The 24,456-nt window shown below is 59.1% G+C and carries 21 protein-coding genes and 6 tRNA genes; 3 read left to right on the plus strand and 24 right to left on the minus strand.

Annotation, left to right across the window (positions count from 1 at the left end; genetic code table 11):
• Positions 1 to 90 precede the first annotated feature (90 nt).
• The 9 genes from C8D99_RS08845 to C8D99_RS15425 form a co-directional block, all read right to left on the minus strand.
• Positions 91 to 166 (minus strand) — tRNA-Asn (locus tag C8D99_RS08845).
• 16 nt (positions 167 to 182) lie between these two features.
• Positions 183 to 256: transfer RNA gene (locus C8D99_RS08850), tRNA-Cys, on the minus strand.
• Positions 257 to 266: 10 nt separating this feature from the next.
• Positions 267 to 341: transfer RNA gene (locus C8D99_RS08855), tRNA-Gly, on the minus strand.
• A 23-nt stretch (positions 342 to 364) separates the two neighbouring features.
• Positions 365 to 440 (minus strand) — tRNA-Phe (locus tag C8D99_RS08860).
• 16 nt (positions 441 to 456) lie between these two features.
• A tRNA-Asp gene (locus C8D99_RS08865) sits at positions 457 to 533 on the minus strand.
• A 19-nt stretch (positions 534 to 552) separates the two neighbouring features.
• A tRNA-Val gene (locus C8D99_RS08870) sits at positions 553 to 627 on the minus strand.
• A gap of 311 nt (positions 628 to 938) precedes the next feature.
• On the minus strand, positions 939 to 1,631 hold the full coding sequence (locus C8D99_RS08875; RefSeq protein ID WP_133957780.1) for an aspartate/glutamate racemase family protein: 693 nt from the start codon (positions 1,629 to 1,631) through the stop codon (positions 939 to 941).
• 84 nt (positions 1,632 to 1,715) lie between these two features.
• The gene (locus C8D99_RS08880) at positions 1,716 to 2,951 is read right to left on the minus strand and encodes a hypothetical protein (protein ID WP_133957781.1); all 1,236 of its coding nucleotides are present in this window, start codon (positions 2,949 to 2,951) and stop codon (positions 1,716 to 1,718) included.
• A gap of 76 nt (positions 2,952 to 3,027) precedes the next feature.
• Complete coding sequence (locus tag C8D99_RS15425; protein WP_208321138.1) at positions 3,028 to 3,195, minus strand: hypothetical protein; 168 nt, start codon at positions 3,193 to 3,195, stop codon at positions 3,028 to 3,030.
• Here C8D99_RS15425 and C8D99_RS08885 point away from each other — a divergent pair.
• The 3 genes from C8D99_RS08885 to C8D99_RS08895 are packed head-to-tail and all read left to right on the plus strand — an operon-like array spanning position 3,194 to position 5,060.
• Complete coding sequence (locus C8D99_RS08885; RefSeq protein ID WP_133957782.1) at positions 3,194 to 3,457, plus strand: hypothetical protein; 264 nt, start codon at positions 3,194 to 3,196, stop codon at positions 3,455 to 3,457. The genes C8D99_RS15425 and C8D99_RS08885 overlap by 2 nt on opposite strands.
• Positions 3,454 to 3,966, plus strand: coding sequence for a Synerg-CTERM system glutamic-type intramembrane protease MrtS (gene mrtS / locus C8D99_RS08890; protein ID WP_133957783.1), 513 nt, complete (start codon positions 3,454 to 3,456; stop codon positions 3,964 to 3,966). Before C8D99_RS08885 ends, mrtS begins: the two co-directional genes overlap by 4 nt.
• Before the next feature lie 26 nt (positions 3,967 to 3,992).
• Positions 3,993 to 5,060: a hypothetical protein gene (locus C8D99_RS08895; RefSeq protein ID WP_133957784.1), complete on the plus strand. Its 1,068-nt coding sequence runs from the start codon at positions 3,993 to 3,995 to the stop codon at positions 5,058 to 5,060.
• 53 nt (positions 5,061 to 5,113) lie between these two features.
• On the opposite strand, the gene glmS is transcribed toward C8D99_RS08895, so the two are convergent.
• The 15 genes from glmS to C8D99_RS08970 form a co-directional block, all read right to left on the minus strand.
• On the minus strand, positions 5,114 to 6,952 hold the full coding sequence (gene glmS / locus C8D99_RS08900; protein ID WP_133957785.1) for a glutamine--fructose-6-phosphate transaminase (isomerizing): 1,839 nt from the start codon (positions 6,950 to 6,952) through the stop codon (positions 5,114 to 5,116).
• A gap of 191 nt (positions 6,953 to 7,143) precedes the next feature.
• Positions 7,144 to 8,016 (minus strand): UTP--glucose-1-phosphate uridylyltransferase GalU, encoded by an 873-nt coding sequence (gene galU, locus C8D99_RS08905; RefSeq protein WP_133957786.1) that lies wholly within the window; start codon positions 8,014 to 8,016, stop codon positions 7,144 to 7,146.
• Between the two features lie 30 nt (positions 8,017 to 8,046).
• A complete protein-coding gene (glmM, locus tag C8D99_RS08910; RefSeq protein ID WP_133957787.1) occupies positions 8,047 to 9,411 on the minus strand; it encodes a phosphoglucosamine mutase in 1,365 nt (454 codons plus the stop codon).
• Between the two features lie 31 nt (positions 9,412 to 9,442).
• Positions 9,443 to 10,627 (minus strand): CdaR family protein, encoded by a 1,185-nt coding sequence (locus C8D99_RS08915; RefSeq protein ID WP_208321139.1) that lies wholly within the window; start codon positions 10,625 to 10,627, stop codon positions 9,443 to 9,445.
• Between the two features lie 77 nt (positions 10,628 to 10,704).
• Positions 10,705 to 11,517, minus strand: coding sequence for a diadenylate cyclase CdaA (cdaA, locus tag C8D99_RS08920; RefSeq protein WP_133957789.1), 813 nt, complete (start codon positions 11,515 to 11,517; stop codon positions 10,705 to 10,707).
• Between the two features lie 42 nt (positions 11,518 to 11,559).
• On the minus strand, positions 11,560 to 12,633 hold the full coding sequence (locus C8D99_RS08925) for an alanine/ornithine racemase family PLP-dependent enzyme (protein WP_133957790.1): 1,074 nt from the start codon (positions 12,631 to 12,633) through the stop codon (positions 11,560 to 11,562).
• A 1-nt stretch (position 12,634) separates the two neighbouring features.
• The gene (locus tag C8D99_RS08930; protein ID WP_133957791.1) at positions 12,635 to 13,477 is read right to left on the minus strand and encodes a deoxyribonuclease IV; all 843 of its coding nucleotides are present in this window, start codon (positions 13,475 to 13,477) and stop codon (positions 12,635 to 12,637) included.
• Positions 13,477 to 14,085 (minus strand): NUDIX hydrolase, encoded by a 609-nt coding sequence (locus tag C8D99_RS08935; RefSeq protein ID WP_133957792.1) that lies wholly within the window; start codon positions 14,083 to 14,085, stop codon positions 13,477 to 13,479. Before C8D99_RS08935 ends, C8D99_RS08930 begins: the two co-directional genes overlap by 1 nt.
• Complete coding sequence (pyk, locus tag C8D99_RS08940) at positions 14,082 to 15,833, minus strand: pyruvate kinase (protein WP_133957793.1); 1,752 nt, start codon at positions 15,831 to 15,833, stop codon at positions 14,082 to 14,084. The genes C8D99_RS08935 and pyk overlap by 4 nt, the downstream gene beginning before the upstream one ends.
• Positions 15,834 to 15,897: 64 nt before the next feature.
• Positions 15,898 to 19,323, minus strand: a complete 3,426-nt coding sequence (gene dnaE / locus C8D99_RS08945) for a DNA polymerase III subunit alpha (RefSeq protein WP_133957794.1) — start codon at positions 19,321 to 19,323, stop codon at positions 15,898 to 15,900.
• Positions 19,324 to 19,387: 64 nt separating this feature from the next.
• Entirely contained in the window at positions 19,388 to 21,265 is a 1,878-nt protein-coding gene (gene dnaX, locus C8D99_RS08950) for a DNA polymerase III subunit gamma/tau (protein WP_166670098.1), read from the minus strand.
• 113 nt (positions 21,266 to 21,378) lie between these two features.
• Positions 21,379 to 22,374, minus strand: a complete 996-nt coding sequence (locus C8D99_RS08955) for a M48 family metalloprotease (RefSeq protein WP_166670099.1) — start codon at positions 22,372 to 22,374, stop codon at positions 21,379 to 21,381.
• A gap of 97 nt (positions 22,375 to 22,471) precedes the next feature.
• On the minus strand, positions 22,472 to 22,933 hold the full coding sequence (locus C8D99_RS08960) for a hypothetical protein (RefSeq protein ID WP_133957797.1): 462 nt from the start codon (positions 22,931 to 22,933) through the stop codon (positions 22,472 to 22,474).
• Positions 22,923 to 23,405: a flagellar export chaperone FliS gene (fliS, locus tag C8D99_RS08965; RefSeq protein ID WP_133957798.1), complete on the minus strand. Its 483-nt coding sequence runs from the start codon at positions 23,403 to 23,405 to the stop codon at positions 22,923 to 22,925. The genes C8D99_RS08960 and fliS overlap by 11 nt, the downstream gene beginning before the upstream one ends.
• Before the next feature lie 77 nt (positions 23,406 to 23,482).
• On the minus strand, positions 23,483 to 24,415 hold the full coding sequence (locus tag C8D99_RS08970) for a 1-phosphofructokinase family hexose kinase (RefSeq protein WP_133957799.1): 933 nt from the start codon (positions 24,413 to 24,415) through the stop codon (positions 23,483 to 23,485).
• Positions 24,416 to 24,456 lie beyond the last annotated feature (41 nt).

Consider the following 24,456-nt stretch of genomic DNA (forward strand, 5'->3'; position numbering starts at 1 on the left):
CGGTTCCAGCCGCTTCAGGTCGTATGGGCGCCGCAAAAAAATGAATCAGGCCATTCCGGATATATTCTCCAGAATGGCCTGGAAACTATCTGGCTCCTCGGCGAGGACTCGAACCTCGAACCTAGTGGTTAACAGCCACCCGCTCTGCCGATTGAGCTACCGAGGAATGATCTCTGGTGTAGTGGAGGCGGCACCCAGATTCGAACTGGGGATAAAGGATTTGCAGTCCTCTGCCTTACCACTTGGCTATGCCGCCGTACAACAAATGGAGCGGAAGACGGGATTTGAACCCGCGACCCCAACCTTGGCAAGGTTGTGCTCTACCCCTGAGCTACTTCCGCATCCCTTTTCAATAGTGCGAAGATGGTGGCGGGACCCAGAATCGAACTGGGGACACGCGGATTTTCAGTCCGCTGCTCTACCATCTGAGCTATCCCGCCTCATTTGGAGGTTAAATGGCGGGGCCGACGAGACTCGAACTCGCGACCTTCGGCGTGACAGGCCGACGCTCTAACCGACTGAGCTACGACCCCGCATTCTCCAATGAAGCCTTGGTGGGCGAAACAGGGTTCGAACCTGTGACCCCCTGCGTGTAAGGCAGGTGTTCTACCGCTGAACTATCCGCCCGTGGGTGTTCCTGCAACGCGAGGGATAGTATATAAGGAATTCTGCTGATGGTCAACACTCTCTACCAAAGAAAGAATTTTCCGGCCTTTTCAGGCAAATCGCTTTTTCCCCTATGGCAGGTGCTCAAGATTTCCCCCTCCTCCGGGAAGGCCATCCCAACATTTCCAGGAGGGGTACCCATGAAAAGCGGCGGTCATTTTCCTGACAGACCGGATCCGGACTTAACCGCCGCAGAAAGACGTGTCTCCGGAAGCTGAAAAGGATCATGACCGCAAAGGGGGCATATGCCACCCGCTTTTCCTTCAACGGTCTCAGGCGAGAGCTAAATCCACGGCCGCCAGCGAATGCAGCAGAGTGGAATCGAAAACTGGAATTGACACGTGTTCCTGTTGTATCAGCAAGGGGATCTCGGTGCAGGAAAGGGCTGCGCATTCCGCGCCCTTCTTGGCCAGGTCCTCGATGATTCTCACATACTTTTCCCGGGATTCGTCCTTTATGATGCCCAGACAGAGTTCGTGCCAGATAATGTCATCCACTATCTTCCTGCCTTCGTCGTCAGGTATCATGGGTTCAAGTCCATAGCGTTCGACCAGCACGTTCCTGTAAAAAGTTTCCTCCATGGTGAACCTGGTGCCCAGAAGAGCCACTTTCTTCATTCCCTTTTCCTTTATGGCCTTTCCGACGGCATCGGCAATGAAAATGCCTTTCATTCCCGTGGCCTTTTCCACGTCCGGAGTGAACATTCCCATGGTGTTGGAACAGATGATGAAAAAATCGGCTCCGGCGCTCTGTATGCTTTTTCCCGCCTCCACAATTGTCGCAGCGGCCTCGTCCCTTCGCCCGGCACTCAGGGGACCTTCCACATCTTCAAAATCTACGGAATACATGGCGATCCTGGCGGAGTGCAACCCTCCCAGGCGCCTGCTGACTTCCTCATTCAATATTCGGTAATAGTCTATGGAAGATTCCCAGCTTACACCTGCAATGACACCGATTGTCTTCATTATGAACTCTCCCTTCTTCATGTGACGGAGCACCCTGATGATTATACCCTGAACCGGCCTTTCTGCTCAGCTCCGTTGACTGTGTCAGGCCCCGTTGGACCGGGACATTCCGGCGGTTCCCCCTGAATGGGGGCTTTCTGCCGCTGTTCCGGCCATCTTTTCGAGAAGGGTCAGAATGCGGAGAAGGTAAAGGAGAACCCCGCCGTTGGCTGCAAGAATAAGCCCCGTCACAAGGGACGGGAGCAGTCCGGGAAAGAGCATGGAGGTTCCGAACATGATGGAGAGGAGGTTCAGAACAATCTGGGAAAGGTTCAGCCGCACCAGGATGGGCGGCACAGGATCCCCCCCTCTTTTCGGGATCCCGGAGAGCGTGCCCCGGAGTCCCATGACCCCGCCGGCAATATTCAGAATGCCGATGAGAACGGTCAGAAGCGGAACGAGAATTCCCGGAACAATACAGGATACGATGCCCAGGGCCGCGAAAAGGACGCCGCAGAATACCACAAGCCGGGTGCGGCGGAAGGCGCCGATTGGGGTGCTGCCTGTGGAGAGCATCTTCAGGGCCATGATCACCATGAGAAGGCCAAGCTGGGCGCTTGCGGCGAAGGGAAGCATGCCGAGGCTCACCGGAACGAGAAAGAAGCCGAGAAGGACCATAAAGATGCCCGTGAGAAGGATGACCGAATGATCCGCGGAAAGAGTTCCGCTCCCTCTTTCTTTCTCCTCCGGAAGGGGATGCCTGCTGTATATTCTTTTCAGCACCGCCGCCAGGAAGAGGATGGCCGAACCGAAGACCAGGACGGCGGCGGCGGTTTCATCGCCGCTGAACAGTCCCTGCTTCAGCACGAGCACCCCCATAAGCATGGAAAGAAGGTAGACGGCGGCACAGCCGATCCAGAGGAGATGGAACATTCCCCCCAGGCGGGCCCAGACGCGGAACCTGTCGGGGGCGAGGAAAAGGTGGACCAGAAGGGCTGTACCTCCGGGAGTGAAACAGAGGAACAGCAGCATTGCGGGAAAGCGGCTGAAGATGCCGGGAATGAAGCAGGTCACTATTCCGGCGGATGCCACAGCGAGACCGGCGATAAGAAGGGGGTTCGACCGCTTCATGTCTCCGAAGGGGGTCTTTCCCAGGAGGACGATCTGCAGGGCAAACAGGAAAAGAACGAGGCCGTAGACCCCGTTTTCGTAGTAGGGAATTGTTCCCCTCGTCACGGGAAAAAGCAGGATGCCGGTCAAAACCATCATCAGGCCTGAAATGAGGAGAATCACCACGTCCAGCGTGAGGTCCGTTTCTTCAAGGAAAAAATTCCTGTTCATCGAACCTGCTCCTTTCTTTCGCCCTGAAACCGCAGTTCCGGAAGGTTTTCGGACGAATGGGGGAATTTTCTATATCTTACGCTCCATTCCCGTTTTTTTCACCCCCGTCGCAGGGAAAGATTTCCGGCCGCCGCTCCTGCCGGAGAGAGAAATGATACAATGGCCGGGAGAAGGCCTGTTCCATACGGACGCTGTCCGTCAGCACCCTTCCGGTCACGGATGCCGGGGTAAAGGAGATACTCATGAATCTGGACGCCATTGCCGATTTTTCCTTTGTGCGGCCTCTTGCCCCACTGCTGCTCCTGCTGCTGGTTCTTGGGGCCGCCCTTCCTTTTCTGCGCCGTCCCGGAAAGGAACGTCTCTTTTTTGCCGCTCTCGGGCTTTTCTTTTTCGGGGCGTCGGCGGTTTTTCTTCTGATGGGGCAGCCCCTTGCAGCCTTGTCCGTATTTTTTGTTCCGGCCCTTCTCTACGGCGTCTTCAGGAAAGCGGGACGAAAGAATAAATGAAGGAATTGCTGGTCTTCGCCTTTTTTCTCTATTTCCCTTACGGCTGGTGCGCCCTGTCCGGAAACAGCAGGGAATCCTTCGGGCTGATCTGGAAAGCAGACCGCCATGCCCTTCGGGACGTTGCCGCAGTTTCTCTTCTGACCCTGCTGCCCCTGACGGCCGCTTCCCTTTTCTTTTTCGGTAACCGCCTTTTTCCGCCGGCCCTCGGAGCAGTTCCCGCTGCGGTTCTCTCCGGACTCGCGGCAGCCGTGGCGGAAGAGACCTTTTTCAGGGGATGGGTTCAGACCATGCTGGGATACCGTTTTTCCAGGGTATGGAGCGTTGTCCTGGCCTCCGCCCTGTTCGGGATTGCCCACCTGGCCTCTCCCCACGCCCCCTTCGCGGTGCTGGCTTTCTTTCCGGGGCTGGCAATGGGGTACCTCCGGGACCGCCACGGGTCGGTGCTTCCTGCGATTCTCTACCACTGGATCGGCAATATCTGGTCCATCTGGCTGTATCCTCGTTTCTGAGGAATACGAAGAAAGGAGTTTTTCCCATGAAATCCCTTCGTTCCATGATCATTCCGGCTGTTGTGTCCGTCATCGCGGCCTTTCTCTTCTCTTCTCCCGTGTACGCAGGGCCCGTCTACAGGATCGTGATGCCCCTCGTCCGGGGAGAGGAGGCGCGGGCGGAACTCCCCGGCGGACGCATTTTTCCCCTGGGGAAAGTGACCGGGCTGCCTACGGCAACCCGGTGGCCGGGGTATACGGCATCGAAATGGGCCGCACCGGGAACGGTGGCTGCTTCGGCGGTGAATGCCGTTCATCTCACCCTGTCGGTGGAGAAGGACGCCGGAAGGACCATGAGCATCCTGCCGCTCCACACGGTGGCTCCGGCGGCCGGAGATAAAGCTTTCATCACCCTCGACGTTCCGGCGGGCACCGGTTTCTTCGGAGGCTGGGCTCCTCCCGTGGGGACAAGGGTCCTGGTGCGGAAGGCAGATGGACTGCTGGTTCCCCTGGAGGTCAGCGGTCTTCCCTCTCCGGGAGACGAACTGATTTTTGACGTGGAGGAAGAAGAACGGCCCTACATCATCGACGTGGAGAATCGTCCCGGAGGGCGGGTTCTGGGCTGGTATCAGGCGGGACCGAAAGTCCTTGCCCGGGTTATCCGCCCGGTGAGGGGCGTCGGGAGGTTCGGGGGAACGGAGTTTCAGGGCAGGGGAAGGATCAGGGCGAATCATTCGGGAGTCATCGACGTGAGCACCGCCGGCCGGGGGGTGACCGGAGGATTTCAGATACTTCCCTTCCTCCACTCGAAGTCAAAGGAGATGGGAGGGGCCTGGCAGTTGAGCCAGTGGCTCATCATCGCCTCCGAAACGGAGCGGGCATTGCCCGGAACGGCGCCTCTTTTCTCGGGAAACCTCGTTCCAGGAAGCCAGCTTTCAGACGTTCTCTGGGACATCTGGTCCACCTACGGAAGAAAGCCCCTGGTGCTCTGCAGGCTTGACGGCGGCCCGTGGGAAAAGCTTCCCGAGGAGGGCGGGAAGCAGGATTTCGCCCTGGAACGGGTAACCCACCTCCGCATCTACAGCCCTTTCACCGGGGAGCCCCAAAAAGAATGACCGGACCGGAAAGAGATAAAAGGGCGCGGGAAAAACTCCCGCGCCCTTTGCTTTTATTCCACCGTAACGCTCTTCGCGAGGTTCCGCGGCTGGTCGATGTGACAGCCCAGGAACCTGGCGAAGAAGTAGGAGAAGAGCTGCAGGGGAGCCACGGTGAGGAACGGGGTGAACTGGTCCAGGGTCTCTGGGACGAAGAATATGTGGTCCGCTGTCCCGTCCAGGGAATCGTCACCCTCGGTGGCAATCGCAATGACCGGTGATTTTCTCGCCTTGGCCTCCAGGATGTTGGAGAAGGTTTTTTCGTGAAGCCCGTCCTTCGGAGAGATGACCACCACGGGAACCCTGGGGTCGAGAAGGGCTATGGGGCCGTGCTTCATCTCCCCCGCAGCGTAGGCCTCGGCGTGGACGTAGGAAATCTCCTTGAGCTTCAGGGCTCCTTCGAGGGCCACGGGGTAGGAGATGCCCCTTCCAAGGAAGAGGAAATCCCGGGCCTCATTGTAGAGCATGGCCGTCTCCTGAAGGCTCTCCTGCCGCAGGAGCACGGATTCGAGCTTGTAGGGAAGCGCGGTGAGCTCGTCACAGTATTTCTTTTCCTGTTCCGGGGTCAGCTTGCCCTGCATCTTGGCCAGATGAATGGCCAGGAGGTAGAGCACGGCCATCTGTCCCATGAAGGTCTTGGTCGCGGCGACACCGATTTCAGGTCCCGCCTTGAGCTGGAGTACGTCATGAACCTCCCTGGCGATGGTGGAACCAATGACGTTCGTGACTGCAAGGCACCGTGCGCCCTTCTCCCGGGCGATCCGTTCCGCCGCGAGAGTGTCCGCCGTCTCTCCCGACTGGGAGACGAACACGGCGAGGGTGTCCGGCCCCAGGGGAATGTTCCTGTAGCGGTATTCGGACGCCACATCCACCCTGATGTCGAAGTCGGTGATGGTCTCGAGGAAACGCTCCGCCACGAGGGCGGCGTAATAGGATGTTCCGCAGGCGACGATATGGAGCCTCTTCCATGAGGCCACGTCTTTCTTTGTCCAGGGAAGCTCGGCGGAGAGGTCCACCGTTCCTTCCGCCAGCCTTTTTGCCATGGAGTTCCGGAGCACCGCTCCCTGCTCGTTGATCTCCTTGAGCATGAAATGAGGGTATCCTCCCTTATCGACCATGGTGACGTCCCAGTCGATGTGAGTCGGGATTTTTTCCAGCATCTCGCCGGAAGCGTTCCAGAAAAGAATCCCTTCTGATGAAAGTTCGGCGATATCCCCGTCATCCAGGTAGACCACGTCCTGGGTGTAGGGAAGAATAGCGGGAACGTCCGAAGCGCAGAGGGTTTCTCCCTTCGGGGAGGTTCCCACCACGAGGGGAGACCCTTTTCTGAGGCAGTAAATTTTGCCCGGGGCTTCCCTGGCCATGATCACGAGGGCAAAGGATCCGCTCAGCCGGGCATAGAGCTCCACAAGGGCCTCGACCATGCAGCCCCTGGCGCTGTAGAGCCTTGAGAGGAGCTCGGCAACCACTTCGGTGTCCGTTTCGGACTTGTAGTCACCGCAGGCTCCTTCTGCCAGTTCCCTGCGGATCTCGCGGTAGTTTTCCACTATGCCGTTATGGACGAGCACAAGACTCGATGAGAGGTCCGAGTGAGGATGGGCGTTCACTTCCGTTACTCCGCCGTGGGTGGCCCACCGGGTGTGTCCGATGCCCTGGCTTCCCGAAACGGGATGGTCCTCCAGGATTCTCTCCAGGTCTGCTACTTTCCCCACGCCCTTGACAATATGCAGTTCCGGAGCATCCATGAGGGCGACTCCCGCTGAGTCGTACCCCCTGTATTCAAGACTCCGCATTCCATTAATCAGAACGTCCTTGACGTTCCTTCCGCCGATATACCCAACTATTCCGCACATATTCCAAACACCGCCTTTTTCCGCTCAAAGAAAACGGCCTTCCTTTTTGTGGCGGAAATTGCTTTCCGCTTTTGTATGAAGGCTTTGCGGGCCGGTTTTCGCGGCCCCGGAGGCATCCGCCGAATCTTCGATACTCCTCCGTCCTCGTCAGCCGGGGTCTCCCGGCGCAGGCGCTTTACACTGGCCGCTCGTTACCGCTGCTCCATTTGCGCTACAGCCCTGAGCACCACCTCCCTGAGTTCCGGATGGTCCATGGCAAGCTGGATGTTGGCCGAAAGCCACCCGGGCTGGGTGCCGCAGTCAAAGCGCCTGCCGTGAAATACCACGCCCCAGACCGGTTCCCTGGAAAGGAGGGTCCGTATGGCGTCGGTCAGCTGTATCTCCCCGCCTGCTCCTGCCTGCTGGCCGGTGAGGATAGGGAATATGGACGGTGAGAGAACATACCGCCCCATGATGGCAAGGTTGCTCGGAGCCGTTCCGGGAGCGGGCTTCTCCACCATATCCCGTATGGCGAAAAGTCCGGGTGCCGCTTCTTCCGCCCTGACCACCCCGTACCGGGACGTTTCCTCAGGAGGCACTTCCTCCAGGGCGATGACGCTTCCCCCCCGTTCCTCATGGACGGCGATGAGCTGGGCAAGTACCGAGGGACGGGCGATCATCACATCGTCGGGAAGGATGACGCCGAAATACTCGTTGCGGCATACAGGTTCGCCGCAGAGCACAGCGTGGCCCAGGCCCAGGGGACGGTGCTGCCTGAGGTAGATGAAGTCGGCCATTTCCGAGAGGGAGATCACTTCGTCATAGAGGGTTCTCTTGTTTCTCGCCTTGAGCATTTCCTCGAGCTCGAAGGAGCGGTCAAAATAGTCCTCTATGGCCTTCTTGGACCTGCCGGTGATCATGACCATCTCCCGGCATCCTGCGGCAAGAGCCTCCTCTACGCCGTAAGCGATGATAGGCCGGTCCACCAGGGGGAGCATTTCCTTGGCGATCTCCTTGGTAGCCGGCAGGAATCGTGTTCCAAGGCCGGCCACGGGGAAGAGACATTTTTTAATGGATGAGGGCATGGTATCCGTCACCTTTCCGTACGCAATGTTTTACCTGCATTTCTCGCGGATGGCATTCACGAGCATATCCGAGACTTCTTCCATGAGCTTCCTGTCCCTGGCCTCCACGAGAACTCTCATGAGGGGCTCGGTACCGGAAGGCCGGATGAGAATCCTTCCGGCTCCTCCAAGAATAGGCTCCACGTCGGAAGAAAGTTCTTTTATAAAATCGCCGTTCACTTGCTTCTCCCTCGAAATCTCCACGTTCCGGAGAATCTGTGGGTAGGGAGAAAACCTGTCGGCAAGGGTATCAATATCTTCGCCGAGGGAGAGGCAGGCCTTGAGGAAAAAGAGCCCCGTGCAGATGCCGTCCCCGGTGTTGACCACCGAGGAGATAATCACGTGGCCGGACTGTTCTCCTCCCAGGCGGGAACCCGTTGCATTCAAGGTCTCCATGACGTATCTGTCCCCCACCTGGCATCGGTGAACCCTGAGGCCTTCGCTTCCGAGGTGTTCCTCCAGGGCCATGTTGCTCATCACCGTCGCCACGACTCCGGAACCGAGGCATCCCGCCGAGGCGAGCCACCGGCCGAGAATCCACAGCATGATGTCTCCGTCAAGGGGCCGTCCCCTGCCGTCGGACAGTAGAACCCGGTCGGCGTCTCCGTCGTAGGCTATTCCCACAGGGAGTCCTTTTTCCTTGACAAGGCCGCAGATATGGGACATCTTCATCACGCCCACACCTTCGTTGATGTTCAGGCCGTCCGGTTCGTTTCCCACCACGGTCCACCTGCCGCCGAGCTTCTCGAAGAGGGAGGGGGCCACGAAGGATGCTGCTCCATGGGCGCAGTCCACCGCGCCTTCTGCCGGAAAAGGCAGCTCCCGGCCCCAGAGGGAGGCAAGCCAGTCACCGTATTCCACGGCAAGTTCCGGGGTCTGCCGCAGCACACCGACCGAGGCGCCGGTGGGACGCCAGTCGTCGGTGAGGTTGTCCCCCATGTATTCCTCGATGGAGGCCTCCATTTCATCGGAAAGTTTGTAGCCTTCTCCGTCGAGGAACTTGATGCCGTTGTACTCCGCAGGATTGTGGGATGCGCTTATCACAGCACCGCCGTGCATGCCGGTTTTTTTGACCGCAAAGCTGACACCGGGTGTCGGTATCACTCCGAGCATGAACACCTCCGCCCCGGCGGAGGTCATGCCTGCGGCAAGGGCGGCCTCCAGCATCTGTCCCGATCTCCTCGTATCCCTGCCTACGGCGATGCGGGGTCTCGGAACCCCCCTTTCAGTGAGGAAGAGAATATAGGAGCGCCCGAGGCGCAGGGCCATTTCCGGAGTCATGTCTCCCCTGTTGGCGACATCCCTGACGCCGTCCGTTCCGAAAAGGCAGCGCACTCTTTCGGGGTTGCTCGTCATGTTACCTCACCATCCCAGCGGTTAGAAATAATCACTGTACGTCTGCAATGACTGTAATATTCGAGGGTTCAACCCTGACCACCTTCAGCTTCCCTTCAGTCCTGTTCCGAACCTGTACGGGGACTGTCAGGCGCCGGGAAACCACGTTGGTCACGTTGACAAAGGGCTGGATGAGGAGTTCTTTTTCATCCAGGGAATTGACTTCCGAGGGAACTCCTTCCACGGTGATGTTCACCGACGGAGGCTCCACCTTCCACTTGGGGTAGACGCTCTTTCCCTCCACTTCCACTGCCACCCGGGAGAGAAGGCGCGTCACGGTGAAAGGCGTCAGAAGGACATTTACCCTCACAGACGAAGCCCCGACGATCTTCACAAGCGTATCTTCCGGCTCCCTGAGAGGAATGACCATGTTCTGCTCTTTCGCGATGTCGGTGATGTCGATGGTTTCTGTATCGATCTTCGTCACCGAGTCAAGCTTCGCAAGGGGACCTTCCACGGTGACCACCGCCGGTTCCACCACAACCGCCTTGAGACGGAAATCGTCCACCGGCTTGCCTATGATCCGGGCATTCACCGGAACGTTCTTCTTCGGCACTCCTTCCGCGAGAACGGCACTGAATTTCACCCGCTTCGGCTCAAAGGATACTTCCTCCTCGAATTCTTCGGACTTGACTATTTCCACGGGCAGGGAAAGCTCTCCTCCCGCCTTGAGATCCTCAAGAGTGGGAGCGATACGGGCAGATCCTATCTTCGCGAGATCCTTCTCGCTTCCTTTCACGCTTATGTCCCTGGGAACGATTTCCACCATGTCAAGATACAGCCCGGGGGGCAGCCCTTTATCCACGGTCACTTCCACAGGGATGAGCCTGTCGATGTACCGGAGAAGCTCGATATCGACATGTGTCGGGACCACGTCCACCAGTTTTACGTCCTTGGGGGCAATGGCCCTCACTGCCAGCCTGTATTTTCCCACACCGAGCCCCCTGGCGTCCACTTCGCAGACCACCGCATCGGGCGAAAGGGAGGACAGGACTGCCGGGGCACCGGAAAGGACTACCTCCACCTCTTTCACAGGCCCCTTCAGGGTCGTCTGGGGAGGAACGTTGAGGTATTCGAGAGGGACGGACATGCTTCTCGTCGTTTCCGTGGTTCTGCTTCCGGAAGCGTAAAACCAGAAAGCGAAGGCAATGACCACGGCCATTACCCGAAGGAACATGGGAGAGGATATTATATCATCGGTTTTCGGTGTTTCAGCCATAGTGTGCCGGCGCCTCCTCAGAGAAAAAAGGGAAATCAGGACCAGAGAGTCCGGATGTCTTCCTGCAGCCTGTCGAGAAGGGACTTGTTCTCCTCGTCTTCACCGCCGAAGTAATGGAGCAGCAGCTTCTGCACCTGGGCTTCCTTGAGGTTTTTGGAAAGGTGGCCGTTGATCGCCAGGGAGACTTCCCCTCTCTCTTCGGAAACCACAAGGGCGATGGCATCGGATACCTCGGTGACACCAAGAGCTGCCCTGTGACGGGTGCCGATCCACCTCGAAAGGTCGGAATTCTCGGTGAGGGGAAGGTAGCAGCTCGCGGCGACGATATTGTCCCTGTCAATGATGACGGCTCCGTCGTGGAGGGGGTTTCCCTCCCAAAATATGGAGATAAGGAGTTCCTGGGTGATATCGGCGTTCAGCTTGATAGCCGTTCTCCAGAAATCCTTCAGGCCGGTGTTTCGTTCAAGAACGATGAGGGCGCCGATTTTCTGCCCCTTGAGATAGCTGATGGCCCGGGCGACCTCGTGGCTCAGGAGTTCGGCCTTCTTTCCTGTTTTCTTCCTCTGCCAGAGACTTCCGCCCCTTCCCAGCTCCTCGAGCATTTTCCGCAGCTCGGGCTGAAAAACGATTGGAATGGCAATGACCAGCACACCAAGGACCTTTCCAAGAAACCACGAGAGGGTCCGGAGGTCGAATATCCGGGCAGCGGCAGCGAGGGCCCCCATGATGAGAAGCCCTTTGACGAGCTGCATCGCCCTCGTGCCGACGATCAGCAGGAGCAGCCTGTGGACGATTATGGAAATGACTATTATATCGATGGCGTCCTGCCACCGGAAAAAATCAAGCATGGGTTCTCTCCGGGCTATAATATGGAACCATTCCGTACTATACTATACCACTTCGAAAGGAACATAGGGGGAAGTCGCCAGGGCCAGCATGGCGCCGTAATCCGGAAAAAACTTCAGCTTGTCTCCCTGGGCGAGAGGCACAGCGGCATCCTCCACGTCCAGGATCAGGTGATCGCTGGACGCGCCGAGAATAATAACTCCCTCAAGCTCCGGCACAAGCCCTTCGATCCGGACGTCCTGCCTTCCCACGGCGGCAATGGCCCTCATGCGGGTTCCCCTGTCCTCGAAAACCGGCCGGCCTCCGAAGGCATCGGCCCCTACGGGGCCCACGGGAACCGACGGCTTCTTTCGCACCTCCACCAGTTCCGCCTCAAGCCACATGGTCCTCCGGAGGAGCCAGGGAATGGACCTCATAGACGTAACATCCTCGCCGAGAAGGATACCCTCGCCGATCCTCAGGCTGTTTATGCCCGGAGGAATCTCTCCCCGCTCCAGGAGCAGGAGAGAGGAAGTGGACCCTCCGGAGAAGACGGAAAGGGGGTATCCGACCTCCCGCTCCAGTTCCTTTCCGATGCGTATCAGCTGCAGGAGCTTCTCCCCTGTCGGGAGGGTGCCTCCGTAGCATCCGAAATTGACGCCCACACCCCTGCAGCGGACCCTCGGGGAACACTTAAGGATTTCGGCGATTCTGCCCGTATCGTCCATCCACACGCCTTCCCGGAGATCGCCGAGGTCCACCATGACGATCACTTCGTGGCTCAGCCCCGAAGCGGCACAGGCTTTTTCCAGCCCGACCACCGTTTCGGCAGTGCTGACAAGGGAACAGTCAGCCCGGGAAACAACAAGGTGCAGTTCGCTGAGCATGGGGATGCGGAGAAGAAGAAGGGGCAGACCGGTGTTCAGGGCCTTCAGGGTTGCCAGGTTGCCCACCCGGCTGTCGGCGAGCTCGGAACATCCGCCCGCCACCATGGCCCGGACGATGTCCTCGTGGGCGCACATTCCCTTGGTGACTCCAGAGACGGATATTCCCGCCGCGGCGCATTTCTGCACAACCCTGCGGGCGTTTTCTTCTATCGTCTTCGCGTTTACGATGAGACGGGGCCAGAGTTCGCTCATGTTATCCTCCTCTCAGTTTTCGAAGAAGGGCGATGTCCCCCCCGTAACCGGCGCCGGTCTGGGGGGTTTCCAGAATACAGGGAACATGCTCCCACAAGGGGTCCCCGAGAATCAGGGAAAACGGGGTATACCCCAGTTCGCCCTCGCCGATGTGAGCATGGCGGTCAAGCCTTCTGCCAAGGGGGTGGGAGCTGTCGTTGAAATGCCAGCAGCGGACTCTCTCCACTCCCACCGCCGAATCGATCTGCCCGATCAGACGGCGGTAGGCGGGCTCGGTTCTGAAATCGTGGCCTGCGGCGAACATGTGGCAGGTGTCGAGACACATCCCAAGCCTGGGATCCCAGTCAAGCGCCTCGAATATGCGGCGGAAGTCCCGGAAATCAGCTCCGAGGTGGTTTCCCTGGCCCGACATGGTTTCGAGCAGGATGTTCACCCTCTTGTGGGATGTCCTTGCGAGCGCCGTTCCCAGCCGCCTGGCCACAAGGTCGAGGGAGTCCTCCGCCGGGTTGCCCCTGGAAGACCCTGGATGGAGCACCAGGTCCTCGATGCCGAGGATGTCGCACCGCTCTATCTCGTCCTCGAGAGCCGCAGCGCTTTTCTCGCCCGTAGCGTCGGTGGCAGCGAGATTGATGAGATAGGATGCGTGGACCACCACGTCCCTGATGGAGCTTCCGCTCCAAGCCCGGAGGAAGCGTTCTGCCCTCCCCTGGGAGACGGGACCGCTCCTCCATTGGAGCTGGTTCTTTGTAAAAATCTGCATGACCTCGCAGGAAAGCTCCTCTCCCCTGGCAAAAGCCTGCTCCAGTCCCCCGGCGATGGAAACATGGGCTCCAATGAGGGCCATCAGCATATCCCGCCTTTCAGACTCTCGAGAACGCGGCGGAGTATCCGGGCGGTAACGCCCCAGATAATCCAGCCGTTTTCGAGGCGGTATTCCGGGTATTCATGCAGTGTTCCCCGGACTTCAACGGTCTTCGTCACGGGGACGTCCGGAAAGAGGTCTACGCCTGCGAAGCAGGCGCCCTCGGTCTCTCCTGAGGAGAGGTCGAGATCCTCCGGTTTGAACCGGGTGACCATGCCCACCACGGGAAGCACTGCCACACCGGAAACAACGGCGTATTCGGGGGCCAGGATACCGAGGGTTTCCACGCAATCCGGCTGAATGCCCGTTTCTTCCGCCGTCTCCCTGAGAGCCGTGGAGACGGGGCCGAAATCTCCCTGCTCCCTCATGCCCCCCGGGAAGCAGATTTCTCCCGCATGGTGCCGCAGCTTGGCCGAGCGCCGGAGAAAGAGAAGCTCAGGCCCCCCCGGGCCGGCAAAAAAAGGAACGAGTACGGCGCTCTTTCCGGGGGCGTCAGTGACCACGTTTTCCCACGGGGGATCCGCGGGAGGTGAGAAAACCACGGTGATGCGGTCTTTCCATTCCCGGGCGTCGTTCCAGGAGCCTTTCATACGGTCAGCTTCACCCGGCCGTGGTATATCATTCCCCGGTACCCGTCCACGGTAACGATCATGTCGTCAGAGAGAAGCGAAAGGGCCTTTTCCGCATTCACCACGCAGGGTATGCCGAGCTCCAGGGAAACGATGGCGGCGTGGGACGTGAGTCCCCCCTCCTCCGCCACAATGGCAGAGGCCAGCTTCATGGCGGGAACATACTCCCTGTCTGTGGCCCCGACAACGAGAACGGCTCCTTTCGTCATTTTTTCATTGGCCTCGGCGGCGCTCCGGGCGATGCACACCGCCCCCCTGGCCTCGTGCTTCAGGAGGGAAAGGCCCTTGAGGAGAATCCTTCCCGCTATGTGGACCTGGAGCATGTTCGTGGTGCCCGCCGCCCCAAGGGGAACCCCTGCGGTAACCACCACGAGGTCGCCCTCCCTGATAAGTCCCGCGCTGATGCAGGAGGCGATGGCCGAGTCCACTGCAGTATTCTGGTCGGTCATCTCCTCTTTCATGAGAGGAATGACACCCCAGTAAAGAGCAAGCTCACGCCACGTCCTGACGGAGGGGGTCGCCCCGAGGATGGGGCACGGAGGCCTGTGCTTGCTCACCATCTGGGCGGTGCTGCCGCTCTGGGTCATGGAGATGATGGCGGCGGCCTTCATCTGGCGGGCCACCTGGACGGACGCGCTGCTCACAGCGTCAGGAACGCCCATGGTTTTTGAGACGCTGTGCAGCGGCCGCTCCCAGAGCTCGATCTCGCTTTCCGCCCTGGCCACTATGCGCTTCATGGTCTCCACCGACCGGAGAGGATAGGCCCCCTTTGCCGTCTCGCCGGAAAGCATGACGGCATCCGCACCGTCAAGAACGGCATTCGCCACGTCGCTTGCCTCGGCCCTGGTTGGGCGGGGATTGCGGATCATGGAGTCCAGCATCTGGGTGGCGACAATGACGGCCTTTCCCTTCACCCGGCAGATGTCAATGATGCGCTTCTGCTGGAGGGGAACTTCCTCGGTGGGAATCTCTACGCCGAGGTCTCCCCGGGCGATCATCACGCCGTCCACCACGTCGGTTATCTCGTCGATGTTCAGCACGGCCTGGCGGGTTTCGATCTTGGCGATAACCTTCATGGAACCGCCGAACTCCTCCATGATCCTGCGGACTTCCATGATATCCCGCCTGTTTTTCACGAAGGATACTGCGATGTACTCCATCTGCTGTTCAAGGCCCCAGCGGATATCCTCCACGTCTTTTTCGGAGAGGGCCGGGAGGGAAATTTCCGCCCCGGGGATGTTGATGCCTTTCGTGTCCCCCAGGAGGCCTCCCACGATGACCCTGCAGACCACGTCCGTGCCTGAAATTTCCTCTACCTTCAGATGAAGGGTTCCGTCGTCGATGAAAATTTCCTGCCCAGGCACCACTTCCCCCGGCAGGGCTTCATAGTGCACCGTTACCATGGAAGCGTTTCCAAGGAGCGGCCTGGTGGTCAGGGTCAGGGTACTGCCCTGCTCGAGGCTCACCGTTCCCCCCTCCACCTTCCCCGTCCGGATTTCCGGACCCTTGGTGTCGAGGAGGCACGCGATGGGCATTTTCAGATCCCGTTCCACCGCCCGAACGAGGTTCAGCATCTCGAGATGGCCCTCGTAGGCCCCGTGGCTGAAATTGAACCGGGCCACGTTCATTCCTGCCTTCGCCATGCTCACAAGGGTTTCAAACTTCGAACAGGCGGGGCCGATAGTGCAGACAATTTTCACTTTGGTCAATTCCCTAAACCCCCTTCTCTCCCTATGCTTCCGACGGAGCGGTCTTCCGACCCCAGGTACGATTCTACCCTATCTGGAACATTTCTCCCGGAAGGACCTCCTCGACGGCCGCGGCTATGGGAGCCCCCGGATCGACCCGTACATCCTGGAGAAGCATGGTCACTGAATAAGCGTCATTTCGGATCTCAAAGAGCACCGGGGATTTTCCCGGGTACGTCTTGAGGGCCCGGAAAAGATCCTTCACGGAAACGCTCTTCAGCGAATCCTCGAAGACCGACACCCGGACGTAGGGAGGACTCCCCCGCTCGCCGGCCTCTTCCACCGGGAATACCGACCTGGCAATGACGCTTGTTTCGCCCCGTTCTTCCGGAAATCCCGAGACGAAGCACACCTGCCCGGCGGAAATTTTTCCCCGGAGGGAAGCCCATGTCTTGGGAAAACAGACCGCTTCCACCCGGGATTCTCCGTCCTCTATTTCGATTATCCCCATGGGATCCCCGTTTTTCGTCGTTCGTTCCCTGACGGAAAGAACCATCCCTCCAACGAGGGGTGGATTCTTTTTTCCTTTCCACTTCTTCAGGTCGGAAATGGCACAGTTGCTGAAGGCACGGACCTTCGCCTCGTGCTGCTCGAAGGGGTGCCCGGAAATGTAAAGCCCCGTGGCCTCTTTCTCCAGCTCCAGCCGCTCGTGGAGGGAAAAATCCTCAACCTCGGGCAGGTCCGGGCCTCCTTCGTCAGTCTCTTCGGGCATCAGTTCGAAGAGAGAGCACTGGTTTCCGTCGGCGCATTTCTTCGAGGCCGCCGAGACAAGATCCGGCAATCCCTCCAGGAGCTGTCTGCGGTTATCGTTAAGGCTGTCGAAGGCACCCGCCCGTATCAGGTTTTCCACCACCGACTTGTTCACCACCCGGAGGTCCACCCTGCAGAGAAAATCCCAGAGTGACGCGAAGGGGCCGCCCTCGTTCCGCGCGGCGAGAATGGCCTCCACCGCCGTATGGCCCGACTTGGAGACAGCGCCGAGACCGAAGCGGATCACGTCGCCTACCGCGGTGAAACTGGCCATGGAGGTGTTCACGTCGGGAGGAAGCACCTTTATTCCTGAGTTCCTTACTTCCCGGACATAGGCCGCAAGGTCCTCTTTCTTGGACCCTATCTGGCTCGACAGATAGGCCGCCATGAATTCCGGCCTGTAGTTGGCCTTCAGCCACGCCGTCTGGTAGGTAATCAGGGCGTAGGCGGCGCTGTGGGACTTGTTGAAGCCGTACCCGGCGAACTCCTGGATGATGTTGAAGATGTTCTCCGCCGTTTTCCCGTCGATGCCCCGCTCTTTCGCACCCTCGACGAACTTGACCCTCTGCTGCTCCATCACGTCGGCCTTTTTTTTGCCCATGGCCCGCCTGAGGAGGTCGGCCTCTCCCAGGGAGTAGCCCGCCAGGATGGCGGCACACTGCATGACCTGCTCCTGGTAGAGCACCACTCCGTAGGTTTCCTTCAAAACGTCTTCAAGGAGGGGATGAAGATACTCCACCCTCGCCCTCCCGTGCTTGCACTGGATGTACTGGTCCACCATGCCGCTGCCGAGGGGGCCCGGACGGTACATGGCGAGGACGGCGATGAGATCCTCGAAGCAGTCCACCCGGAGCTTCTTGAGAAGCTGCCGCATTCCCGACGATTCAAGCTGGAATACACCGAGAGTGTCCGCCTTCTGGAGCATTTCGTAGGAGGCCTGATCATCCAGGGGGATGTGCTCCATATCCGGAACGGGCTTCCCGCTGAGCGAAATGTTCTGCAGGGCCTCCTCGATTACTGAAAGAGTCCTGAGGCCGAGAAAGTCCATCTTGACAAGCCCCAGTTTTTCAATGGGCTCCATGGGGTACTGGGTAACGATCTGCCCGTCGCCGATCTTCCTCACAGGAACGAGGTCCGTCACCGGCATGGGAGTGATGACCACACCGGCGGCGTGCTGGGAGCAGTGCCTGGCGAGACCCTCGATGTTGGAGGCGATATCGAGGACCCTGGCAACCATGGGGTTGTTTTTTTTCAAATCGGCAAGCTCGGGAACCTGTTCCACGGCCTCGCCGATGGAATGGACCCCCATGGGCGGAATGAGCCGTGTAATGGCGTTCACGTCCCGTACCGCCATTCCCAGGACTCTTCCCACGTCCGTCACTGCGGCCCTGCTTTTCATCCGGCCAAAGGTGACGATCTGGGAAACCCTGTCGTGGCCGTAGTGTTCCGAGATGTAGTGGAGCAGTTCATCCCGCCCCTTGTCCGATACGTCGGTGTCGATATCAGGCATGCTGATCCGCTCGGGGTTCAGGAAACGTTCGAAGAGAAGGTTGTAACGTATGGGGTCCAGTTCGGTGATCTTAAGGCTCCACGCCACGAGGGATCCCGCCGCTGAACCTCGGCCCGGTCCGACGGGAATTCCCCGCTTCTTCGCGGCGCCAATGATGCCGGCCACGATAAGGAAATAACCGGCGAAGCCCATGGAGTTGATGACACCAAGCTCGTACTCGAGCCGCCTGGCGTACTCTTCCGGGACCTGGCCTTCCATGCGCTCAGCAAGGCCCTGCCGGGCCTCCTTTTCCAGGTTGCTCTCCAGGGTCTCCCCTTCGGGAAGCCGGAGGTTCGGAAGCTTGTAATCCCTCTCCCCGAGGGGAAGACGGACATTGCACCGCTCGGCGATGGCCACGGTGTTATCCAGCGCGTCGGGCAGCTCCGCTCCGAAGAGCATATCCATTTCCTCCGGAGAGCGGAAGTAGAAATCATTGCTCGAGAAGGACATCCGGTTCTCATCCTCGAGACTGCTCTTCGTCTGGACGCAGAGAAGGATTTCATGCCAGTCGTAGTCATCCTTCGAGAGATAGTGGGCATCGTTGGTGGCTATGAGGGGAAAACCGTGCTCCCTGGCCATGCGGACGATGGCCCTGTTCACGACGGCCTGTTCGGGAATTGCGTTGTACATGATCTCCAGAAAGAAATTTTCCTTCCCCATGATGTCCCGGTACAGCACCGCCCGGTCGAGGGCTTCCTTCTCCCTGCCCTCGAGAATGAGGGCGGGGATCTCGCCTGCAAGGCAGGCGGAGGAGGCAATAAGGCCCGATTTGTATCTGGCGAGGAGGGAATGGTCTATCCTCGGTTTTCCGTAGAAGCCGTCGGTGTTGGCGATGGAGGTGAGCTTGACCAGGTTGTGGTATCCCTCGTCGTTCTCCGCAAGGAGGATGAGGTGATGGTTCCTGTTTCTCTTGTCCCTGGTGGTGTGCCCCTCGGGATCCACGTAGACTTCGCAGCCGATGATGGGCTTGATGCCTGCGGTAAGGCATTTGTCGTAAAATTCCACGGCGCCGTACATGGCCCCGTGATCGGTCATGGCGACTGCGGGCATGCCGTACTCCACGGCCCTGGCGGCGAGCCGGTCGCACCGTATGGCGCCGTCGAGAAGGCTGTATTCAGTATGGACGTGAAGATGAACAAATTGTCGGGCCATTGTTGACGCTCCTTGTGGAATCATCGGTAAGAATGCAGGGAACATTCGGTGCCTCGTGGAAGGATCACTCTGCCGGCGGAACGATTTCTTCAGGAATGTCACCTTCCCTGTCCTCTCTCCTTACGAGGACAATTTCTCCGCCTCCCCATTTCAGGACTTCATTCACCAGTCCCTCGAAGGGTATTTCCGTATCCTCCGGTTCGCCCCCAGCGGGAACGGAAGGAAGGGGGCTGACGGCAGGCGGAGTCGCGGGCGTTTTTCCTTTTCCGTCCCGGGGAGCTTCGTCTTCGTCCCGGGGGACTCGAAAGAGGGGGATTGTCGGGCCGGGGTTCTGCCATTCGGCATCTGCACCGTCGCCGTTTCCTCCTCCCGCACATTTTTTCAGGCGGTCGCCCAGCTTGAGAACCACGGAAACATCCTCTCCGAAATACTCCGCGGCCCTCGAAGCGAGGGAGTAGGCGTTGCGCTCTATGGAGAGCACCTCGAAGCAATAGGACGAATCCCCGGGGAAAATGACGGAAATGGCACGGTCTTCAAGGGAAACGGATGTCCCGGCCAGGGCGGAATACAACAGCAGATCCCTGCCGAAGAGCACTTTCTCGAACCCCGGCCAGTTCTCCGGAAGCAGGGGAACCGGTTCATGGGTCCGGGACGCCGCACCTGAGGAAGTGTTCTCCTTTTCCGCAGGGGGCTCCGGGTCCTTTCTGCGAAACCGTTCGGACGGAGCGGAGCCCGGGGAAGGACTTCCGGCCGGTGCCGAAGGTGTCGGGACAGGCTGTTTCAGCGGCTCCTTGCCCCCGGGGGAGGCATCCCCGCCGTCCCGGGGAGGGGCCGTTCTTTCCGCCTGGGGAGTTCGCCTGGATTCAAGAATCCTTGCGGCGAGAAGGCCGGAGAGAACGTCGGACCGGAGGCCTGCCCTGACCTGGGGTATGAGTCTGGAGCAGAAGAGCATCATGCCGGAAAGTTCGTCCGTGGTCCACTTCGGACTTTCTTCCTTCAGGAAGGAGGTTTCTCCGGCCGAAAGGGCCAGGGAGGCAAGGACATCCTTTCCCCATTTCCGGAAGACCCACAGGTTGCGGAACAGAAGGAAGAGCCCCTCCACGACGCGCTGGGGAGAGGCTCCCCTGAGGAACATCTCTTCCAGAAGGAGAAAGGGCTGCACCGAGTCTTCCCCCGCCGACGCGACCCATCGTTCAAGGTCGGACATGGTGCCCCCCCCGAGGAGCCTGTCCACCGCCACTGCGGAAAGCTCCCCGCCGCCGAGGGACAGGGCCTGCTCCATCATGGAGAGGGCATCCCTGAGCGCTCCGTCGGCCTGGCGTGCAATCTCCCGGACGGCATCCTCTTCCCAGGGGACGTTTTCCCTTTCTGCAACATCCACGAGCCGGGCCCGAATATCCCGGGGGGTGATTCTCCGGAAGGGAATGTGCTGGCACCGGGAACGGATGGTCACCGGGACTTTCGAAGGTTCCGTGGTGGCCAGGATGAAGGCCACGAAGGAAGGGGGCTCCTCCAGGGTTTTGAGCAGGGCATTGAAGGCGGAAATCGAGAGCATGTGGACTTCGTCGATAATGTAGACCTTCCACTTTGAGGAAAAGGGGGAAAGAGAGACGTGGCTTTTCAGCTCCCGGATTTCCTCCACGCCGTTGTTCGATGCGCCGTCGATCTCCACCACGTCGAGACTTTCTCCCGCCGTAATGGAGGTACAGCTCCCGCACTCGCCGCAGGGCTCATATCCGTCCTTCAGGTTTTCACAGTTCAGGGCCTTGGCGAGGAGCCTGGCCAGGGATGTCTTTCCGCACCCCCTGGGACCGGAAAAGAGATAGGCGTGCCCCACCTGGTTTCTCTGGAGCGCCTTTTTCAGGACGTCCACGGCCATGTCCTGCCCGGCAACCTCGTCGAAGGTCCGGGGCCTGTACCGTCTGTAGAGCGATATCGTCATGGGACGTCCTCCTCTGTCAGGAAAAATCATGCGGGCACCGCCGAAGCAGAAACATTGCCGACCGGAAAAAAACACCGGGCGGCTATAAAGACCCATGCTATTCTACATCAAAATCAGCGGAGATATTTCGCGCCGGGGTGTTTGTTGCGGGCCTCACCGAGAGATCTCACCAGGGACTCCCGGAACGATTCGAGTGATTCGGCGCCCCCGGGCAGCGGTTCCCGGGCAACGATGGACGGACCGACCCGGAGGGCGTTCTTTCCATCGAAGGTAATGACCTGAATTTCGTAGGGGGCTGTTTCCATCTGGAGCAGGCCGTCAATTTTCTCCGCAGCCTCGACGGCGATGCCGCGGTTTTCAGTGCTTTCAGGAAGAGACCAGACAGGTTCGCCGTCGAGAAGCAGTACCGTTTTTCCCTCTCTGGATTCCACCGAGGGACGGAGAAGGTTCAGGGCTTTTTTTCTCCGGATGGGAATATTCGTTTCCCTGGCTGTCTGAAGAATATAGGCTACCCGTTCGGGAAGCTCGGGATGAGTCATGAAGACGCCGGGATCCACGTAGGGGCGCTTCAGCTGGTCGTAGATCATGGCCTCGAGAGATGTTACCATCGCCGCAGGGGGAAATCCCGCCTCCACGAGAATGCGGAATCCTTCCTTGTCGGCCTCCCGCTCGAGGTCCTTGCTGTAGGAATTTGTCACCGCTATCTGGGCGAGGTTGGTAAGAATCATGGGGCCTGCGCTTCCCTGGGAGGCGATCATGAGGACGAGTGCCGCGAGGTTGATCTTCGAAGCCCGTGCCGTCTGGATCATGACATGGCGCCTGTCGGCGTGGACGAGCTCGTGGGCAAGAATGGCGGCCACCTCGGCATCGGTGCGGAGGAAGTCCAGCATGCCGGTGGTGAAGTAGACAATACCCCCGGGAAGACTGAAGGCGTTCACCATCTTTTCCCTGACGATCCTGACTTCGTAGGGAAGAGGTCGCGAAAGGTGGGGAAGAAAGCGCCCGAGAAGCATGGAAAGCCGTGCGCTCAGGGCGGGGTCGGCGACCCTTTCCCACTGTTTCTCCACGTCGGCGGCGACTTTCTCGCCGAGGGCGATTTCCTTCTTCATGTCGTCTGATAAAGCCCATAGGGGAAGTGGGATCAGAAAGAGAGCGAATAAAAGCAGAACACCTGTTATTCTCCTTCGAAATTTCATGGCAAAGCCTCTAGAACGACCCTCCGGACTTATAGTAGCCGTGAACGGCCTTCTTTCCCCGGTTCAGCCTGAGCATTTCCTTTCTCAGGTCTGCCACGTGCTCCTCGAGAAGGGTCTGTACTTCCTGCTCCTCTTCGAGCACACTGCCCGCCACATCCCGGATGACCGCAAGGGAGGCCTTCAGGTCGTCCGTCCCGTCGGGGCCGAGGAGGGAGGCGACTTTTTCCCAGAATACAGGGCCGTCCCTGCCCTCCGAAAGCCCGAGACCGGTGCAGATGGTGTTCCATCCCTCCTGCACCAGCTCCTGCCGGGATATTACGTCCTGTTTTTCAACGAGAATGGAAAGAAGACAGTCAAGATCCCCAGACCTGACACACTCGCCCTCTTTCTGAACGAGGAGGGCGAGTTCGTTGTACAGGGCAAGTTCCGTGGATGCCAGGCTTGACAGGTTCTCCCGAAAATCATCCAGCAATGTTCAGGCCCCCCGCAGGCACTGCCTGCCGTTCCTTGGAAACACCGCCCGACAGGGCGCCCGGAAGCGGATGTTCCTGCTGCTCGGCCGCAAGCTTTATGATGGCTTCCTCCCATGTTCCCTTGAGCTCCTCGAGCATACCCCGGACAACGGAAACCTTCCCGGGCTCCTTGTGGACATTGGCCTCGACGAGGAGAAGGTACATGAAGTCATACAGCTTCATCAGCCCTTCCGCCACCTCACCCCCGGCCTCCACGTTCAGGGTGACCATAAGCTCCCGGAGGACGTCCTGGGCTTTCTGAATGTTTCTGTTCGCCTCCTCCGCACCTCCGGAGGCAAGGGCTGTTTCGGCGGTCCTGCAGGCCTTTATTCCTATCTCGTACGTTATAAGAAGAAGCTGTTCCTTCGAAGCGGTATTGACCCTTGTGGCAAGATATACCGCCTGGGCGTTCTGGGCATTCCTGGAGTCCATAAAAAATTCCTCCTTCCTCTCCCTCTGTTTCGGCCGAAGCAGGCGAAAACATTACCCATGCCTGCTGAAAAGAGGCTTCAGGAGAGGTGTTCCAGTTCCACGAGGGGGATATACTCCTCCACTGCTTTTCTGTTCTGTATGCCCTTTCCAACGTGGGCGGCACACTCCCATGCCGAGGCCATGGCGAAACGGATCGTATCCTCCGTTGACATCCCTTCCTCCCTCGCAACCACCAGTCCCGCGAGAAGAGCATCGCTGGCTGAAAAGATGGACCGGACGCTTTTCCTGTCCGCCAGGGCAAGGTAGATGCCGTCGGGGGAGAAAAAAACGTTGCCGTAAGTCCTGTAGGATACGACGGCCCACTCCACCCCTCTCTCGTGAAAGCCCGAGACCACGTCGATGAGGTTGTCCAGGGAAGTGAGAGACCTCCCCATGACCTTCGACATGAAGCGGTGGTCAACCTTCACCACGGTGGGGCCGGCCTCGAGAGCCGCCATGAGAGGAGGCCCCGCGGCATCCACCACGGTGGGTATCCCCTTCTCCCTGGCGAGATGCACAAGTTCGGCGAAGATCTCCCCGGGAGCGCCCGGAGGCAGTGATCCGCCAAGGATGACCATCCGAGTCCGCTGGAGAATCCGCCTGTAGACCTTTCGCAGGCGGTCCATGGCCTCGGGGCTGACGGCGGGACCGGCCTCGGAAATGCCGGTTTCCACATGGCCCGTATCGTCGATAATATACACGTTGGTCCTTGTCTCACCGGGAATATGAACGAAATTCGTGGTGATGCGGAACGCCCGGAGGGCATGGCGGATATACTCTCCGTTGAAGCCCGCAAGGAATCCCATTGCCGTGGAGGAATAGCCGAACTGGGCCAGGAGGGTGGAAACATTGATGCCCTTGCCGCCGGGGGACCGGCTGCTTTTCGTGGCCCGTATCCAGCCTCCGGGGCGGAATTCGGGAACCACGTACTCTTCGTCCACTGCAGGATTGAGGGTGACCGTCAGTATCATGACCTGCTCCTCCCCGGGCACGGGGCGTTTCCGGATCGGAC

Origin of the sequence: Aminivibrio pyruvatiphilus (assembly GCF_004366815.1) — a bacterium.
GTDB classification, from domain to species: domain Bacteria; phylum Synergistota; class Synergistia; order Synergistales; family Aminobacteriaceae; genus Aminivibrio; species Aminivibrio pyruvatiphilus.